Annotated in this window: 14 protein-coding genes; 4 read left to right on the plus strand and 10 right to left on the minus strand. The window is 63.8% G+C overall.

Annotation, left to right across the window (positions count from 1 at the left end):
- Positions 1-232: 232 nt before the first annotated feature.
- Together ASD80_RS09135 and ASD80_RS19185 are read right to left on the minus strand one after the other, a co-directional pair.
- The gene (locus tag ASD80_RS09135; RefSeq protein WP_244488971.1) at positions 233-1378 is read right to left on the minus strand and encodes a D-alanyl-D-alanine carboxypeptidase family protein; all 1146 of its coding nucleotides are present in this window, start codon (positions 1376-1378) and stop codon (positions 233-235) included.
- Positions 1379-1489: 111 nt separating this feature from the next.
- On the minus strand, positions 1490-2530 hold the full coding sequence (locus tag ASD80_RS19185; RefSeq protein ID WP_056231783.1) for a septal ring lytic transglycosylase RlpA family protein: 1041 nt from the start codon (positions 2528-2530) through the stop codon (positions 1490-1492).
- Between the two features lie 248 nt (positions 2531-2778).
- Here ASD80_RS19185 and metH point away from each other — a divergent pair, with 248 nt between their 5' ends.
- Both metH and ASD80_RS09150 read left to right on the plus strand, forming a co-directional pair.
- Positions 2779-6534 carry a methionine synthase gene (metH, locus tag ASD80_RS09145; protein ID WP_056231785.1) on the plus strand — a complete coding sequence of 1252 codons (3756 nt, stop codon included), beginning with the start codon at positions 2779-2781 and terminating at the stop codon, positions 6532-6534.
- A gap of 160 nt (positions 6535-6694) precedes the next feature.
- Entirely contained in the window at positions 6695-7045 is a 351-nt protein-coding gene (locus tag ASD80_RS09150) for a hypothetical protein (protein ID WP_056231788.1), read from the plus strand.
- A gap of 149 nt (positions 7046-7194) precedes the next feature.
- Here ASD80_RS09150 and ASD80_RS09155 read toward each other — a convergent pair whose 3' ends face one another.
- Positions 7195-7746 carry a DUF1643 domain-containing protein gene (locus ASD80_RS09155; RefSeq protein ID WP_056231789.1) on the minus strand — a complete coding sequence of 184 codons (552 nt, stop codon included), beginning with the start codon at positions 7744-7746 and terminating at the stop codon, positions 7195-7197.
- Complete coding sequence (gene folD, locus ASD80_RS09160; RefSeq protein ID WP_056231793.1) at positions 7743-8645, minus strand: bifunctional methylenetetrahydrofolate dehydrogenase/methenyltetrahydrofolate cyclohydrolase FolD; 903 nt, start codon at positions 8643-8645, stop codon at positions 7743-7745. The genes ASD80_RS09155 and folD overlap by 4 nt, the downstream gene beginning before the upstream one ends.
- Positions 8646-9051: 406 nt before the next feature.
- Here folD and ASD80_RS09165 point away from each other — a divergent pair, with 406 nt between their 5' ends.
- Entirely contained in the window at positions 9052-10527 is a 1476-nt protein-coding gene (locus ASD80_RS09165) for an AMP nucleosidase (protein ID WP_056231795.1), read from the plus strand.
- Position 10528: 1 nt separating this feature from the next.
- On the opposite strand, the gene ASD80_RS09170 is transcribed toward ASD80_RS09165, so the two are convergent.
- The gene (locus tag ASD80_RS09170; RefSeq protein ID WP_056231797.1) at positions 10529-11509 is read right to left on the minus strand and encodes an NAD(P)-dependent alcohol dehydrogenase; all 981 of its coding nucleotides are present in this window, start codon (positions 11507-11509) and stop codon (positions 10529-10531) included.
- Positions 11510-11514: 5 nt separating this feature from the next.
- Positions 11515-12792 (minus strand): phosphopyruvate hydratase, encoded by a 1278-nt coding sequence (eno, locus tag ASD80_RS09175; RefSeq protein WP_056231800.1) that lies wholly within the window; start codon positions 12790-12792, stop codon positions 11515-11517.
- A gap of 173 nt (positions 12793-12965) precedes the next feature.
- Here eno and ASD80_RS09180 point away from each other — a divergent pair, with 173 nt between their 5' ends.
- Positions 12966-13397, plus strand: coding sequence for a VOC family protein (locus ASD80_RS09180; RefSeq protein WP_056231805.1), 432 nt, complete (start codon positions 12966-12968; stop codon positions 13395-13397).
- Between the two features lie 194 nt (positions 13398-13591).
- On the opposite strand, the gene ASD80_RS09185 is transcribed toward ASD80_RS09180, so the two are convergent.
- The 4 genes from ASD80_RS09185 to secG all read right to left on the minus strand — a co-directional run bounded on the left by ASD80_RS09185 (position 13592) and on the right by secG (position 16624).
- Positions 13592-13768, minus strand: coding sequence for a DUF4169 family protein (locus ASD80_RS09185; protein ID WP_082555169.1), 177 nt, complete (start codon positions 13766-13768; stop codon positions 13592-13594).
- Between the two features lie 34 nt (positions 13769-13802).
- On the minus strand, positions 13803-14171 hold the full coding sequence (locus ASD80_RS09190; RefSeq protein WP_056231811.1) for a hypothetical protein: 369 nt from the start codon (positions 14169-14171) through the stop codon (positions 13803-13805).
- Positions 14172-14410: 239 nt separating this feature from the next.
- Positions 14411-16039, minus strand: coding sequence for a CTP synthase (locus tag ASD80_RS09195; protein ID WP_056231814.1), 1629 nt, complete (start codon positions 16037-16039; stop codon positions 14411-14413).
- Between the two features lie 111 nt (positions 16040-16150).
- Positions 16151-16624, minus strand: a complete 474-nt coding sequence (gene secG / locus ASD80_RS09200) for a preprotein translocase subunit SecG (protein WP_056231817.1) — start codon at positions 16622-16624, stop codon at positions 16151-16153.
- Positions 16625-16849: the final 225 nt, after the last annotated feature.

Genomic DNA, 16849 nt, shown 5'->3' on the forward strand with positions numbered 1-16849 from the left:
ATAAGGCCTGCCCGAGGACGGTCGATGTCTGCCCGGGAGCGCGGATGCGACCGCCTCCCGGGACATCTTAATCAGATTTCGTCGATACAAGCCCGAGGGTGACGTCTGGACATGCGGCGGCACAGGAGGTCCTTGAAGGAGCCGATATCGTGCGCAGGACCCCTCACCCGGAAATCCGCCCTCTCCCTCAAGGGGAGAGGGGTAGGCAGAAGCCGCACCGAGCAGAGCAAAGCTACAGCCAGCCAAGGGCCAGTTGCTTCAGGGCGTCGGTGGCTTTGCGGACGATATCGCCCTCTTGCACCGTCTCGGCGGCGTAGAGGGGGGCAGTTTGTACGAGTTTGTCGTCGCAGAAGACCTGAAGTTCGGCGATCTGGTCGCCAGCCATGACCGGGGGCGTAAGCGGGCCGACGTAGTTGACCTGGGCGTTGAGGCACTTGCGCGAACCGCGCGGCAGGTAGAGCGCCACTTCACCCTCTCCGACCAGGCCGACGCTGGGGCTGGCGCCGCCATAGACATTGGCATAGGCGACGACGGCCCCCTCGGGATAGGCGGCGACGCGCTCGAAGGCGCGGGCGCCCCAGGTGATGAGCTTGCGCCCTTCCTCGGTGCGCTGGGCCATGGAGGTGAGGCCATGCAGCACGGCGACCAGCCGGCGGCCACCTTCATCGGTGGAAATGACCGAGCCATAGCCGGCGGCCTCGGTATGGCCGGTCTTGAGGCCATCGACGCCGATGCCCAGCTCGACCAATGAGTTGCGGTTGGGCTGCTTGATGCCGTTCCACTCCATCTCGGGTTCGGAGAAGTAGTGGTAATATTCGGGGAACTCGCGGATCAGGTAGCGCGCCAGGTCGGCCAGGTCGCGGGCGGTGACATACATGTCCGGGTCCGGCAGGCCGGTGGGGTTGGTGAAATGGGAATCGGCGAGGCCGATCTCCTCGCCCAGCTCGTTCATCATGGCGGCGAAGCTGGTTTCCGAACCGGCAATGCCTTCGGCCAGGATGATGGCGGCATCGTTGCCGGACTGGATGATGACCGAGCGGATGAGATTTTCCACGCTGATCTGGGAATTGAGCTCGGCAAACATGGTCGAGCCGCCGGAGGCGGCGCCGCCGGTGCGCCAGGCGTGCTCGGAGACGAAGAACTGGTCAGCCATGCCGAGGCGGCCGCTGCGGATTTCGTTGAACACCACGGCAACGGTCATCAGCTTGGCCATGCTGGCCGGCTCCATCGGCAGGTCGGCATCTTTCTGGAAGATGACCGTGCCGGAATCCTCGTCCATCAGGATGGCGAATTTGGCCTTGGTGTCGAAATCGGCCTGCGCCATTGCCGGCATAGTCAAGGCCAGCGTTGCGGCTAGTATCTGCCAGATCCGTTTCACGAGCGCCTCGCTTGCCGTTCACCTCTTTCACAGTGTCATTCCGCGCGAAGGGGGAATCTACTCTTGCTGCAGAAGAATGGATTCCCGCCTTCGCGAGAATGACTTCGTGAGTTAGTCCAACTTTAGATCATTGAGCCCGAGTTCGCGAGCCAGGTCGAGAACATCGATGCGCGAGACGCCGGGCTTGAGGTGGGTCAGGGTCAGGCGCGTGGCGGCGCGGCCATTGACGGTGACCGCTTCCTCATCGACCGCGCCCAATAGAGCGAAGCGTTCGGAGAGAGCTATGGCATTGGCTTGATTTGCAAAAATACCGAGGCCCAGCTTGATGTTACGGGCATCCACGTCGACCGACTGCGCCCAGTCGTCGAGGCCGGAAGCGCGGGTGGCCATGGCGTTGACCGCCGCGAAAGCGGTGCCGATGGCGGCGTCCTGTTCCTGGGGCGTGGTGTCGGCATAGGAGAACAGGCTCCCGAAGAAGTTACCGGCAATGTCGGCCAGGCTGTTGGTGTTGTCGGCCTGGGCGAACTGGGTATTGCCGCCGCCGAAATCGGCCGGGCCGGAATAGCTTGCCATCAGCATGCGGGTGTCGTCGCCTTCGAGCGGCGCCGGCCCGACATATTCGGCGCGGATCTGGGTGTGGCCGTTGTTGACATAGCCCAGCATGCTCGCGGCGCGGTAGGATAAGTCCATGATGCGCCCGGGCATATAGGGACCGCGATCGTTGACGCGGACGATGACCGAGCGGCCATTGGCCTGGTTGGTGACGCGGACATAGGACGGCAGCGGCAGGGTGGGATGCGCGCCGGTGATCGCGTTGGCTGAGAAGATTTCCCCGTTAGCCGTTCTGCGGCCATGGAAATCGGCGCCGTACCACGAGGCGTCGCCGGTCGCGACATAGTCGGGCTGCTCGGCGGGCACATAGACCTTGCCCCGCACCGTATAGGGCCTGCCGACCTGGTAGCGGCCGCCGCCCTTGGGGGGATTGGGGTCAGTGGTGACGCGGGGAGAAACGCCGACGCCATATTCCGAAGAGCTGAAGGCCGCGCGATTGACGGTGGCGCCCAGCCCGCCGCCACAGGCCGCTATCATCGGCGCAATGAGGGTCGCGAGGGCGACAAGGCGGATGGCATGGCGCCAGGAGGTCGTCGTCACGGTACGCTTTACTCTAACTAACTACACGCGAGCGCAGATCATAACGCGACTTGGCGGCCCGCGCAGTCAGTTAGCGTTTTTCTGGTTTCGGTGAGGTTAAGGGGAACAGACTGTTAGCATCGAGTGTAGCATTTGATGCCAATGCGTGACCGTTCGGGGATAAATCCACCTCCGCGGCGACCTTGCGCAATTGTAGATATAAAGATATCTTTATGTCACCGGATAGACGTTAGCCGAGGTATTTGGCGATGAGCCTGCATGATGAGCCCCATATTCCCGACTGGACCGAGGTCCGCACCGCGCTGGCCAAGGCGGCGCGCGAGCGCATCCTGATTCTGGACGGCGCCATGGGCACCATGATCCAGCGCCTCAAGCTGACCGAGGAGAATTTCCGCGGCGAGCGTTTCAAGGGCTGGAAGCTGCCGCTGCAGGGCAATAATGACCTGCTGGTTATAACCGAGCCCCAGGTGATCGAGGATATCCATTTCGATTACTTCATGGCCGGGGCGGATATCGTCGAGACCAATACCTTCTCGGCGACCTGGGTGGCGCAGGCGGATTATGCCTGCGAGGAGGCGGTCTACGACATCAACTACCAGGGCGTGATGGTGGCGCGCCGGGCGGCGCGGCGGGCCGAGGCGGCGGATGGCCGGCGCAGGTTCGTAGCCGGGGCGCTGGGGCCGACCAACAAGACCTCGTCCATGTCGACGGACGTCACCAGCCCCGGATTCCGCTCGATCACCTTCGACCAGTTGGTGGAAGCCTATGGTGAGGCCATCCGTGGGCTGGTGGATGCGGGCGCCGACCTGCTGCTGTTCGAGACGATTACCGATACACTCAATACCAAGGCGGGTATCTTTGCGGCGCGGCGGCTGTTCGATGAGCGCGGCATCGATGTGCCGATCATGATTTCGGGCACGATTACCGACCTTTCCGGCCGCACCCTTTCCGGGCAGACGCCGACGGCGTTCTGGTATTCGGTGCGCCATGCCAACCCATTGACCATCGGGCTCAATTGCGCGCTGGGCGCCAATGCGATGCGGGCGCATCTGGGCGAATTGTCGGATGTGGCCGATACGTTCATCTGCGCCTACCCCAATGCGGGCCTGCCCAACGCGTTCGGGCAGTATGACGAGACGCCGGAATTCATGGCGGAGCAGATCGAGGGCTTTGCCGCGGCCGGCTATGTGAACATTGTCGGCGGCTGCTGCGGCTCGACGCCCGAGCATATCAAGGCGATTGCCGATGCGGTCGGCAAGCACAAGCCGCGCGCGGTGCCGGAGGCGGACAAATTCCTGCGGCTGTCGGGGTTGGAGCCTTTTACGCTGACGCCGGAAATTCCATTCGTGAATGTGGGTGAGCGCACCAATGTCACGGGGTCGGCCCGTTTCCGCAAGCTCATTACCGCCGGCGACTACACCGCGGCGCTGGACGTGGCGCGCGACCAGGTGGCCAATGGCGCCCAGATCATCGACATCAACATGGATGAGGGGCTGATCGACTCCAAGCAGGTGATGATCGATTTCCTCAACCTGCTGGCGGCCGAACCCGACATCGCCAAGGTACCGCTGATGATCGACTCTTCCAAATGGGAGGTGATCGAGGCGGGGCTGAAATGCGTGCAGGGCAAGGCGCTGGTCAATTCCATCTCGATGAAGGAAGGCGAGGAAGCGTTCCTGCATCATGCGCGGCTGGTGCGGGCCTATGGCGCTGCCGTGGTGGTGATGGCCTTCGACGAGCAGGGCCAGGCCGACACGGTTGAGCGCAAGGTTTCGATCTGTACGCGGGCCTACAAGCTTCTTACCGAAGAGGTCGGCTTTCCGCCCGAAGACATCATCTTCGATCCCAATGTGTTCGCGGTAGCCACCGGCATCGAGGAACACAATGGTTACGGGATCGCCTTCATCGAGGCGACCAGGCAGATCGTGGACACCCTGCCCCATGTGCATATTTCGGGTGGTATCTCGAACCTGAGCTTCTCGTTCCGCGGCAACGAGCCGGTGCGCGAGGCCATGCATGCGGTGTTCCTCTACTATGCCATCCAGCAGGGCATGGACATGGGCATCGTCAATGCCGGGCAGCTGGCGGTGTATGAGAGCATCGACCCCGAACTGCGCGACGCCTGCGAGGACGTGATCCTCAACCGGCGCGAGGACGCGACGGACCGGCTGCTGGCGCTGGCGGAGCGCTATCGCGGCGTGGCGGGCAAGGAAGCCGCTGCCAAGGATATGAGCTGGCGCGAAGGCACGGTCGAGGAGCGCATTTCCTATGCGCTGGTCAACGGCATCACCGAATATATCGATGCCGATACCGAGGAAGCGCGGCAGAAGCTGCCGCGACCGCTGCATGTGATCGAGGGCCCGCTGATGGCCGGCATGAGCGTGGTCGGCGACCTGTTCGGCTCGGGCAAGATGTTCCTGCCGCAGGTGGTCAAGTCCGCCCGCGTGATGAAGCAGGCCGTGGCCTTGCTGCTGCCCTATATGGAAGCCGAAAAGCTCGCCAATGGCGGGGCCGAGGATGAGCGCCAGAGCGCCGGCAAGGTGCTGATGGCGACGGTGAAGGGCGATGTGCACGATATCGGCAAGAATATCGTGGGCGTCGTGCTGGCCTGCAACAATTACGAGATCATCGATCTCGGCGTGATGGTGCCAGTGGCCAAGATCCTGCAGACGGCGCGGGACGAGAAGGTCGACATTATCGGCCTTTCCGGCCTCATCACCCCCTCGCTCGACGAAATGGTGCATGTGGCGGCCGAAATGGAGCGAGAGGGCTTCGACATTCCGCTGCTGATCGGCGGGGCAACCACCAGCCGCGTGCATACGGCCGTGAAAATCCACCCGCGCTATGAGCGGGGCCAGGCCGTCCATGTCAACGACGCCAGCCGCGCCGTGGGCGTGGTGGGCAACCTGCTGTCACCCGACGCCAAGATCAGCTTCATCGAGGATATCCGCAAGGAATATGCCAAGGCGGCCGCAGCGCATGAGCGGGCGGAGAGCGAAAAGCAGCGCGTGCCGCTGGAAAAGGCGCGCGCCAATGCCTTCAAGCCGGATTGGAGCAGCTATGTGCCGCCAAAGCCGAACTTTCTCGGGACGCGGGTGATCGAGGATTTCGATCTCGAGACGCTGGCCAGATATATCGACTGGACGCCCTTCTTCCAGACCTGGGAGCTCAAGGGGCGCTACCCGGCCATTCTCGAGGACGAGCGGCAGGGCGAGGCAGCGCGGCAATTGTTCGACGATGCGCAACTGATGCTCAAGCAGATCATCGGCGAAAAATGGTTCAAGCCGCGCGCCGTGGTGGGCTTCTGGCCGGCCAATGCAGTGGGCGACGATGTGCGGCTGTTCAAGGACGAAGGCCGCGCCGACGAACTGGCGACGCTGTTCACCCTGCGCCAGCAGCTTTCCAAGCGCGACGGCAAGCCTCATATGGCGCTGGCCGATTTCGTGGCGCCGGAAGGCACGCCGGACTATGTGGGCGGGTTCGTGGTGACGGCGGGCATTGAGGAAGTGGCCATTGCCGAGCGCTTCGAGCGGGCCAATGACGACTATTCGTCCATCCTGGTCAAGGCGCTGGCCGACCGCTTCGCCGAGGCGCTGGCCGAGGCGCTGCACGAGCGGGTGCGCAAGCACTATTGGGGCTATGGCGCCGATGAGAGCTTCGCGCCGGACGAACTGGCCAGCGAGCCCTATCGCGGCATCCGCCCTGCCCCCGGCTATCCGGCGCAGCCCGACCATACCGAAAAGACCACCCTGTTCCGGCTGCTGGATGCGGAGCAGGCGGTGGGCGTGACGCTGACCGAGAGCTTTGCCATGTGGCCGGGCTCGTCGGTTTCGGGGCTCTATTTCAGCCATCCCGACGCCTATTATTTCGGCGTAGCCAAGGTGGAGCGCGACCAGGTGGCCGATTATGCCGCGCGCAAGGGCATGCCGGTATCCGAAGTGGAACGCTGGCTGGGGCCGATTTTGAACTATATACCGGGTCCGGCGATCGTGGCGGCGGAGTAGATCATGGTTCTGTCGCTGATTTGTCAGTCGACACCCTCCCCCTTGCGGGGAGGGATCAAGGGTGGGGGTCGGCTGGCCCGGATGCATCGTGGCTCCCGATACCCCCTCGCAACCGCCCCCGTCGAGGGGGAGGTACCGCTCAGTGGGTGGGGGGCGCATCGTGACCCGTATTGAACCCATTCCCGTCACCCTCATCACCGAGCCCGGGCACCTGGTGGCACTCGATGGCGAGACCGCCCTGCTCCGGCTGCCGGCCAATTCCGGGCATGGGCATGCCGATGGCGAGCAGTGCATTGCGTGCGCCATGCGGACGGATGTGCGGGCGCTGCTGTTCGACATGCTGGAGGGCGCCAAGCAGGGTTTGCGGCCGGAATTCAGCAAGGTGGTGGTGGATGCCAGCGCGGTGGCGGACACGGCACAGGTGATCGCGGCACTACAGGGCAAGCTGCCGGCGCAGGCATTGCGGGATCATACGGTGGCGCGGCTGTTTTATCTGGCTGGGGCGGCTTAGGTTTCGTGCCTATCCACAACCACGGTGTCACCCCGGCCTTGAGCCGGGGTCCATCCTGAGATGTTGTGGCTGTCGGCGGCACCTTGCGGCTGTGGTGCGATCTCGAGATGGATCCCGGCTCAAGGCCGGGATGACATCGAGATTTATGGCTACGCTGGTGGAAACGGCACCAACGGCGTATCGGCGCGCAGGTACAAAGGATGCTTGGGACTGCCGTCGGCATTGGTGCCGAAGCACCATAATTCGACACCGTCGGCCTTGAGGGCTTCGACGATTTCACGGCCAGCCGGCGCCAGGGCCTTGTTGAGCTTGCCGTGGCAGAGGACGACGCGCCCTGCCCCACGCGCGGCTTGCCGGATGACCGGGAGATTGGCGGGCGAGACGGCGAGGACGCCGGGCTGGACCAGCATTTTCGGGTTGGTGGCGCGATAGTCGCCGACATTGCATTTCACCATGCCGGAAAAGCCTTCGCGGCGGGCGAAGGTCCATTCGCGGGCGCAGGTGGGGTCGTCCACCGTCGCATCGGCGGTGGAGGGGTTCATGCCGATGAAGAGGATGTAGCGCTCGGGGAAGGCATCGCCCATCCAGCGGCGCATGCGCTGGCGGTAGCGGCTGTCCTGGCTCATCACCACGTCGCCATGCACGCCTTCGGCCAGGCGCAGACGCACCTTGCCGCCGGGATCGTGGGCGGGAGCGTTCATGCCGTCAGGTCGGTCGGCGGCACGAGGCCGTTGATGAGCGAAGCGGTGGTGATGGTGTTGGCCAGCAGGCACGCAATGGTCATGGGACCGACGCCACCGGGGACCGGGGTGATGGCGGCAGCGACTTCGACTGCCTCAGCATAGGCCACGTCACCCACCAGGCGCGTCTTGCCCTCGCCGCGTTCGGGGGCGGGAATGCGGTTGATGCCGACATCGATGACCACGGCGCCGGGCTTGATCCAGTCGCCGCGCACCATTTCGGGGCGGCCGACGGCGGCAACGACGATATCGGCGCTGCGCACCACATCGGCGAGGTTTTTCGTTTTGGAGTGGGCGACGGTGACCGTGCAGTTCTCGCGCAGCAGCAGCTGCATCATCGGCTTGCCGACGAGATTGGAGCGGCCGATGATGACGGCGTTGAGCCCGGCCAGCGGGCCGAGCTGGTCGCGCAGCAGCATCAGGCAGCCGAGCGGCGTGCAGGAGACCGGGCCCGGCAGGCCGATCTGCACCTTGCCGACATTGGCCGGGGTGAAGCAATCGACATCCTTTGACGGGGCGATGGCCTCGATCACCTTGATCGGATCGATCTGTTTTGGAACCGGCATTTGCACAAGGATGCCATGGACTTGATCGTCATTGTTCAGGCGATGGACGAGTGCGAGAAGGTCGGCTTCGCTGGTATCTTCGGGCAGTTCATGCTTGAACGAGGCCATGCCGACTTCGGCCGTCTGCCTGGCCTTATTGGTGACATAGACCTGGCTGGCCGGATCGTGGCCGACGATGACCACCGCGAGGCCCGGCGTGATGCCGTGATCGGATTTGAGCCGGGTCACATGGCCGGCAATGCGACCGCGCAGCCCCTCGGCGAAACTTTTGCCGTCGATGATCTTAGCCGTCATGGGACCCTCCAGAGCCAGTACGCGGCGCAGCAATAGAAAACGCGGCGGCGTTCGTCTACGGTTGGGACCAAATAAAAGACCGCAATGGCATTGCTGCCATTGCGGTCTGGGAATGTTGGCCATCCGCACTGTTGAGGGCTTGGGGGACAAGCGGCCAGCGCAACACTCCTCGCTCACCGGTTGCATGGGTCGCTTGCCGTGCCAGTGAACTGCCTAGAAGATGGGGAGCAATTGCGGCAAGAAAAGTGGCCATCACAGCGATGTGAAACTATCGCGCCGCTGGCCGCGCAGTTGAAGCGCTGCCGCGAAGCTGTCATTCAAGAAGGCTAGACGCTGGTCGGATATGCAGCGCGATTCAGACAAGACGGCCGGCCCGATCCGGGGCCGGCGCATGTGAAAGAGCAAGATGACCACGATCAGCCCGCCCCGCCTCGACAAGCAATCCTTCACCGACCCGGAGAAGGCGTGGGAATATCTGGCCGGGCTCTATCACCGCAATACCAGCTTCATCCGCGGACATCTGGAAGCACTGGCCGGGGGCGTGGTGCCCGAGGGGCGGGTGCGGGCCTGCTATCCGCAGGTGGAGGTGCGTTCGACCAGCTATTCGCGGCACGAAAGCACCCTGCCCTATGGGTTCCTGCATACGCCGGGGCTGTATCGGACCACGGTGACGGCGCCGGACCTGTTCCGCACCTATTTCCAGGAGCAGTTCACCGTCATCCTCAAGAACCATGGCGGCACCATCGATATCGGGGAATCCGACACGCCGATTCCGCTGCATTTCGCGGTGAATGCCAATGAGCGGATCGACGGAGAGGCGCTGAACGCCCTCAACATCCCGCTGCGCGACGTGTTCGACGCGCCGGATCTGGGCAATACCGACGACGAGATCGCCAACGGCACTTTCGTTCCGCCCAAGGGCGGACCCTACCCGCTTTCGGCCTTCACGGCACCGCGGGTGGACTATTCGCTGTTCCGGCTGAGCCACTATACCGGCACCGATGCCGGCCACTTCCAGAACTTCGTGATCTTCACCAACTACGCCTTCTATATCGACGAGTTCTGCCGGGTGGCCAAGCAGTATATGGCTGATGGCCATCCCCACTACGAGAGCTTCATCGAGCCGGGCAATGTGGTGACGGACAACGCCCTGCGCGGCGGCAATGTGGCGGGTACGGCGCCGGCGCGGGCGCCGCAGATGCCGGCCTATCACCTGACCGCCGATCGCGGACGCGGCATCACCATGGTCAATATCGGCGTCGGCCCATCCAACGCCAAGACCATCACCGACCATATCGCGGTGCTGCGCCCGCATGCCTGGATCATGCTGGGCCATTGCGCGGGCCTCAGGAATTCGCAGGAACTGGGCGACTATGTGCTGGCCCATGCCTATGTGCGCGAGGACCACGTGCTCGACGCCGACCTGCCGCTGACCGTGCCGGTGCCGGCTCTGGCCGAAGTGCAGGTGGCGCTGGAACAGGCGGTGCATGAAATTACCGAGACCGAGGGCATCGAAACCAAGAAGATCATGCGCACCGGGACGGTCGCAACATTCGACAACCGCAACTGGGAATTGCGCGACCAGACCGAAATCGTGCGCCAGCTCAGCCAGTCGCGTGCGGTGGCGCTGGACATGGAAAGCGCGACCATTGCTGCGAACGGGTTCCGGTTCCGGGTGCCCTATGGGACGCTGCTGTGTGTTTCGGACAAGCCGCTGCATGGCGAGCTGAAGCTGCCGGGCATGGCATCGGACTTTTACCGGACGCAGGTCAACCGGCATTTGCAGATCGGGCTGCGGGCCATGGAAATCCTGCGCGACCAGCCGGCGGAGCGGCTGCATTCGCGCAAACTACGCAGTTTTGCCGAGACGGCGTTTCAGTAAGCTAGGCCGTCATCTCGACAATAATCTTGCCGATATGGTCGCTTCCGCCGATGCGGCGGAGCGCGGCCGCGCCCTGATCGAGGGGATAGACGCCGTCGATGACCGGCGTGATGGCGCCATCGGTGGCGAGGGCAGCGAGGTGATCGAGATCGGCTGTCCTGGGCTGGTAGATTGCCAGGCCCATGCGCTGCGACTGCGCGCGGCCAACGCGGTTGCCCAAGGCGACGACCTGCAGGATGCGGCCGAGACTGCCGCCGACCAGAGCCAAGGCGCCGCCTTCGGCCAGGGCGCGGCGATATCCGAATATCGTCTGGCTGCCGACCATATCGACGATGAAATCGTAGCGGGCGCCGCTCCGGGCAAAGTCGTCTCGCTGGTGATCGATGAAATGATCCGCGCCGTGGGCCAGGACGGCCGGGCCTTTCGGCCCCCGGTCGACGCCGGTGACTGCGGCGCCGGTGGCCCGAGCCATCTGCACGGCAAACAAGCCGGCGCCGCCGCCGGCCCCCACCACCAGAACACGCTGGCCGGCACCCAGGCCGGGCCGCAGCTTGAGCGCCTCATGCGCCAGCAGACCTGCCTGCGGCAACGCCGCGGCATGCCAGAAACTCAATGCCTCGGGCTTGCGCGCCAAGGTTTTGACAGGAGCGCAGACATAGTCGGCAAAGCCACCCCATTTCCCGGCCGTCAAATCGCCGAAGACGGCATCGCCGACCTTGAGGGTGATCACATCGGGAGCGACAGCTTCGACCGTTCCGGCGATGTCGCCGCCCAGAATGCGGAATGGCGGGCGGAATGGCGCATCGATGCGCCCGAGCGGGCGGCCGACAAGGCGGTCCCAATCCCATGAATTGACCGAGGCGGCGTGGACACGCACCAGCACTTCGCCGAGGCCCGGAAGCGGCCGGGGCATCTGCTCCAGCCGCAAAACCTGTTCGGGCGGGCCATATCGATCGTAGACGAGGGCCCGCATGGTGGTCATCGGTCCTAGCGGCCCTTGACCACCGAATAGCCGGCATATTTGGCCGAGGTGCCGAGCTGTTCCTCGATGCGGATGAGCTGGTTGTACTTGGCCAGGCGATCGGAGCGGGACAGCGAGCCGGTCTTGATCTGTCCGCAGTTCAGCGCCACGGCGAGGTCGGCAATGGTCGAGTCTTCGGTTTCGCCCGAGCGATGCGACATGACCGAGGTATAGGCTGCACGGTGGGCGGTATCGACGGCGTTGAGGGTTTCGCTGAGCGATCCGATCTGGTTGACCTTGACCAGGATGGAATTGGCAACACCCATCTTGATGCCGGAGACGAGGCGCTGCGTGTTGGTGACGAAGAGATCGTCGCCCACCAGCTGCACCTTGTCGCCGATGGCGTCGGTCAGGGCCTTCCAGCCGTCCCAATCGTCCTCGGCCATGCCATCTTCGATGGTGATGATCGGGTAACGGGCGGCGAGATCGGCCAGGAACTTGACGTTCTCATCCGAGGACAGCGACTTGCCTTCGCCCACCATCTCGTACTTGCCGCCCTTGTAGTATTCGGTGGCAGCGCAATCGAGGCCGAGGAAGATATCCTCGCCCGGCTTATAGCCGGCCTTTTCGATGGAGCGCATGATGAAGCCCAGCGCGTCTTCGGCTGAGGCCAGGTTGGGCGCGAAGCCGCCTTCGTCGCCGACATTGGTATTATGGCCTTCGGCCGAGAGGCCCTTCTTGAGGGTATGGAAAATCTCGGAGCCGATGCGGACGGCATCGGCCAGGTTTTCGGCGCCGGCGGGCAGGATCATGAATTCCTGCATGTCGATCGGGTTATCGGCATGCTCGCCGCCATTGATGATGTTCATCATCGGCACCGGCAGGACATGGGCGTTCGGTCCGCCGATATAGCGGTAGAAGGGCAGCTCGCTGGATTCGGCGGCGGCCTTGGCGACGGCCAGCGACACGCCCAGAATGGCGTTGGCGCCGAGGCGCGACTTGTTGGGCGTGCCATCGAGGTCGATCATGGCCTGGTCAACGGCGAGCTGGTCGAGCGCGTCCATACCCAGGATTTCGTCCGATATCGCCACATTGACGTTTTCGACGGCCTGGGTGACGCCCTTGCCGTTATACTTCTTGCCGCCGTCGCGCAGCTCGACGGCTTCGTGGGCGCCGGTGGAGGCGCCCGAGGGCACGGCGGCGCGGCCGAAGCTGCCGTCGTCCAGCACCACATCAACTTCGACCGTGGGATTGCCACGGCTGTCATAGATCTGGCGGCCGGAGACGTGGATGATTGAAGACATGGTGCGCCCTTCCCGATTGGGTTCTGTCGGTTCGTTGCGCCTCTCCTAGACGCGGGGCGTGACAAGTAAAAGAGGGCGGCACAAAAAAATGCCGATTGGCCGGCTTCCGGGGTGGTCGGGCGATTGATCCACGGGTGGTTTATCGTTAATACGGGATGCTTCCCGGAGGAACCATGACCACGCAGTTCATCAAGCAGGTTGCCCATGCCTGCATCTTCGCGCACGACCTGGAAAAGACGGCCAATTTCTACCGCGACGTGCTCGGCATCGAGAAGGCGTTCGACTTCAAGCGCGGCGAGGACTGGATCGGGTTCTATATGGATCTGGGCGCGCGCACCTTCATCGAAGTGTTCCGCAAGGGGGAGTCGCGCTTTGCCGAGACCGACCAGATCAACCATATCTGCCTTGAGACCGAGGACCTTGACGGGCTGATTGCCCATGTGCGGGCTCAAGGTGTCGACATCACCGACAAGAAGCTGGGCGTGGACGGGACGTGGCAGGCCTGGACCAAGGACCCCAATGGCGTGAAGCTGGAGATATTCCAGTATACGGCTGAGAGTTTGCAGTTCGGGCCGAAGGGCGGGGTTTGCCAGGTGAACTGGTAGAACCGGGCGCCTCACGCACACCGTGTCATCCCGGCCTTGAGCCGGGATCCATCCTGAGATGTACTGACTTGTGCAGCGAACGATCCACCTTGCGGCTGTGGCGCCATCTCGGGATGGGCCCCGGCTCAAGGCCGGGGTGACACCGAGTTTGTGAGGGCTGCGGTGCCCCACATCGTGGAAATTTGCGAGAGCCCCTACTCTTCCCGCTTGTGACCGTCGATATGCTTGTCCGCCTGCGCCTTTTCCGCCGCCTGCTTCAGCTTCTCGGCCTTGGTGCGGCCGAAGAGGACGCGGTTCTGCTCGGCCTGCGTCTCTTTTTCGGCGCGAACCTTCTGCTTTCTGGCGGTGCGGAGGTTGATGATGTCGGCCATGGCGATCCGTCCGGTTGTGACCGCCTTTAGCACATCAGGGAATGTAAGGGCAGGAAACCAGCACCACCTGGCCCTTCGCCGTCAGGATGGCGGCTTCGTAGGTATAGGCATCCTCGAACCAGGACGCTTCCACCATGATGGCGCCGGGCGAGATGTGGTCGGCGAAGGCGTCATCGAAATTGACGGTTTCGTCGGTGACCATCTGCATCGGATGCGAGGGGCCGGGCGTGGCGGTGGCCGGATCGAGGAAGCTGAAGCTGGTGGGCTCCTCGATGCGTAGCAGGCCGGCCGGCGTGTAGGGGCCCTGGAGGTCCGAGGTACAGTCGAAATCGCCCAGGACCTGGGCGCTGGCGGGCATGGAAATGGTGGCCAGCAGCGTGGCGGCGAACAGGGTGCGGATCATGGAGGTCTCCTCGTTGGAGAGGAGAATGGCGGAGCGGACCGGGGCGGCCTACCCCTGATCGTGGGTGTGCGGGAAACCGTCGGTTTGTCGCCCCCTCCCCCTTGAGGGGAGGGTCGGGGTGGGGGTCGCAGGGCGATCCACAGGACTACCCCCTCCCCAGCTCTGCTACGGCCCTGACGGGCCAAGCGACGCTACCCTCCCCTCAAGGAGGAGGGTAGGCCGCCCCCGAGGCCTCGCGGCTAGACCAGCCGGCTCTGGTCCATTGCGGCAGCGATGAAGCTGGCGAAGAGCGGGTGGGGTTCGAAGGGCTTGGATTTGAGTTCGGGGTGGAACTGCACGCCGATGAACCACGGATGGTCGGTGCGCTCGACGATCTCGGGCAGCTTGCCATCGGGCGAGACGCCGGAGAACAAGAGGCCATTCTTTTCGAGCAGCTTGCGGTAATCCATGTTCACCTCGTAGCGGTGGCGATGGCGCTCGGAAATGCGGGTGGAGCCGTAGATGTCGGCGACGCGCGAGCCGCGCGTGAGCTGGGCCGGATAGGCGCCGAGCCGCATGGTGCCGCCGAGATCGCCTTCGGCTGCACGGCTCTCCTTCTCGTTGCCCTTGGTCCACTCGGTCATCATGCCGACGATCGGCTCCTTGGTCGGGCCGAATTCGGTCGAGGAGGCATTCTTGATGCCGGCCGTGTTGCGGGCGGCCTCGACGCAGGCCATCTGCATGCCGAAGCAGATGCCGAAATAGGGCACGTCCTTGACACGGGCGAAGCGGGCCGCCTCGATCTTGCCGGCGGAGCCGCGCTCGCCGAAGCCGCCGGGCACCAGGATGCCATGGACATGTTCGAGATAGGGCGCCGGGTCGTCGCGCTCGAAGACCTCGCTGTCGATCCATTGCAGGTTGACCTTGACCTTGTTGGCAATGCCGCCATGGGTCAGGGCCTCGGAGAGGGATTTGTAGGCGTCCTTGAGGCCGGTATATTTGCCGACAATGGCGATATTGACCTCGCCCTCGGGATTGTGGAGGCGGGCCGAGACGTCGTCCCAGGCGCTGAGGTCGGGCTCCGGTGCGTCGGTGATACCGAAGGAGGCGAGGATTTCGCGGTCCAGCCCCTCCTTGTGATAGGCCAGCGGCACGTCATAGATCGAGCCGACATCGAGGCCCTGGATGACGGCGCTTTCGCGCACGTTGCAGAACAGGCTCAACTTCTTCTTTTCGCCATCGGGGATGGGGCGGTCGCAGCGGACCAGCAGCACGTCGGGGGCGATGCCGATAGAGCGGAGTTCCTTGACCGAGTGCTGGGTCGGCTTGGTCTTGAGCTCGCCGGCGCTGGGAATGTAGGGCATCAGGGTGAGATGCAGGTAGCAGGCGTGGTTGCGCGGCAGGTCGTTGCCGAGCTGGCGGATGGCCTCGAAGAAGGGCAGGCCTTCGATATCGCCGACGGTGCCGCCGATCTCGACCAGCACGAAATCGAACTCGTCATTGCCTTCCACCACGAAATTCTTGATGGCGTCGGTGACGTGGGGAATGACCTGCACGGTGGCGCCGAGATATTCGCCCCGGCGTTCCTTGGCGAGAATGTCGGAATAGATGCGGCCGGTGGTGATGTTGTCGCGCTTGGTGGCGGCGCGGCCGGTGAAGCGCTCGTAATGGCCCAGGTCCAGATCGGTCTCGGCGCCGTCGTCGGTGACGAAGACTTCGCCGTGCTGGGTGGGCGACATGGTGCCCGGATCGATGTTGAGATAGGGGTCGAGCTTCCTCAGGCGGACCTTGTAGCCGCGCGCTTGCAGGACTGCGCCGAGCGCCGCCGATGCAAGACCTTTACCCAATGAGGAGACCACGCCTCCGGTGATGAATACGTACCGAGCCATGGGCGTTCACCTTAATCACATCAGCGTCGATTCGTAGAGCGCGCAACACGCTCTACACAAAAAGAAGAAGGGGATGTTTCCATCCCCCTCTTTTGGTTCGCCTTGCGGCGGTCAGTTGGTCGCCGGAGCGGCCGGCTCAGTCGGCGCTTCCGCCGGGGGCACCGGCAGGTCGCCGGCAGCATCGGGGGTCGCAGCCTCGGCTGCGGGCGCCTCGGCGGCAGGCGCGGCGTCGGTGGTGGGAACCGGAAGGTCGGAGGCCGGCGTTTCGGGCTGCAGGGCGTTCAGGGCGTCGAGAACGTTGGTCGGCGCGGTACCGTCCTCGGTTGCGGCAGCGCCTTCGAGAATGCCCGAGGTGCCGCGATCGAGTTCGGACAGCACGGTAAGGCCGATCGCCGTTGCAAAGAACAGGGTCGCCAGAATCGCCGTGGTGCGGGTCAGCAGGTTGGCGGAACCGCGCGCGGTCATGAAACCACCGCCACCACCACCGCCAATGCCCAATGCGCCGCCCTCGGAGCGCTGCAGCAGGATCACCGCAATCAGCGCCAGGACGATCAGCAAATAGGCCACAATCAGGACGTTCGCCATCGTGTCTTCTTATTCAGGTCAGTCAAAGGATGGCGCGTCTTACACGCCTCGCGCAGCAAATGCCACCCCAAACTCGATCGTCACCCTCGGGCCTGACCCGAGGGCTCTGCACTTGCGGAGCGCTGGTCAAGTGAAACGCCCTCGGGTCAAGCAACTGTCGATTGTTTGACGATAGCATTGAGGATGGTGATGAACTTTCTCATTGCAGCGTTGATGGCGAGTTTG

Source organism: Devosia sp. Root635, assembly GCF_001427605.1.
In the GTDB taxonomy this organism is placed as follows: domain Bacteria; phylum Pseudomonadota; class Alphaproteobacteria; order Rhizobiales; family Devosiaceae; genus Devosia.

What these genes read in the sequence shown, in the direction of transcription:
- metH (WP_056231785.1), top strand. Translation starts at nt 2,779, where the DNA reads ATGAGCCTGCATGATGAGCCCCATATTCCCGACTGGACCGAGGTCCGC.
- ASD80_RS09155 (WP_056231789.1), bottom strand. Translation starts at nt 7,746, where the DNA reads ATGAACGCTCCCGCCCACGATCCCGGCGGCAAGGTGCGTCTGCGCCTG.
- folD (WP_056231793.1), bottom strand. Translation starts at nt 8,645, where the DNA reads ATGACGGCTAAGATCATCGACGGCAAAAGTTTCGCCGAGGGGCTGCGC.
- ASD80_RS09165 (WP_056231795.1), top strand. Translation starts at nt 9,052, where the DNA reads ATGACCACGATCAGCCCGCCCCGCCTCGACAAGCAATCCTTCACCGAC.
- ASD80_RS09170 (WP_056231797.1), bottom strand. Translation starts at nt 11,509, where the DNA reads ATGACCACCATGCGGGCCCTCGTCTACGATCGATATGGCCCGCCCGAA.
- eno (WP_056231800.1), bottom strand. Translation starts at nt 12,792, where the DNA reads ATGTCTTCAATCATCCACGTCTCCGGCCGCCAGATCTATGACAGCCGT.
- ASD80_RS09180 (WP_056231805.1), top strand. Translation starts at nt 12,966, where the DNA reads ATGACCACGCAGTTCATCAAGCAGGTTGCCCATGCCTGCATCTTCGCG.
- ASD80_RS09185 (WP_082555169.1), bottom strand. Translation starts at nt 13,768, where the DNA reads ATGGCCGACATCATCAACCTCCGCACCGCCAGAAAGCAGAAGGTTCGC.
- ASD80_RS09190 (WP_056231811.1), bottom strand. Translation starts at nt 14,171, where the DNA reads ATGATCCGCACCCTGTTCGCCGCCACGCTGCTGGCCACCATTTCCATG.
- ASD80_RS09195 (WP_056231814.1), bottom strand. Translation starts at nt 16,039, where the DNA reads ATGGCTCGGTACGTATTCATCACCGGAGGCGTGGTCTCCTCATTGGGT.
- secG (WP_056231817.1), bottom strand. Translation starts at nt 16,624, where the DNA reads ATGGCGAACGTCCTGATTGTGGCCTATTTGCTGATCGTCCTGGCGCTG.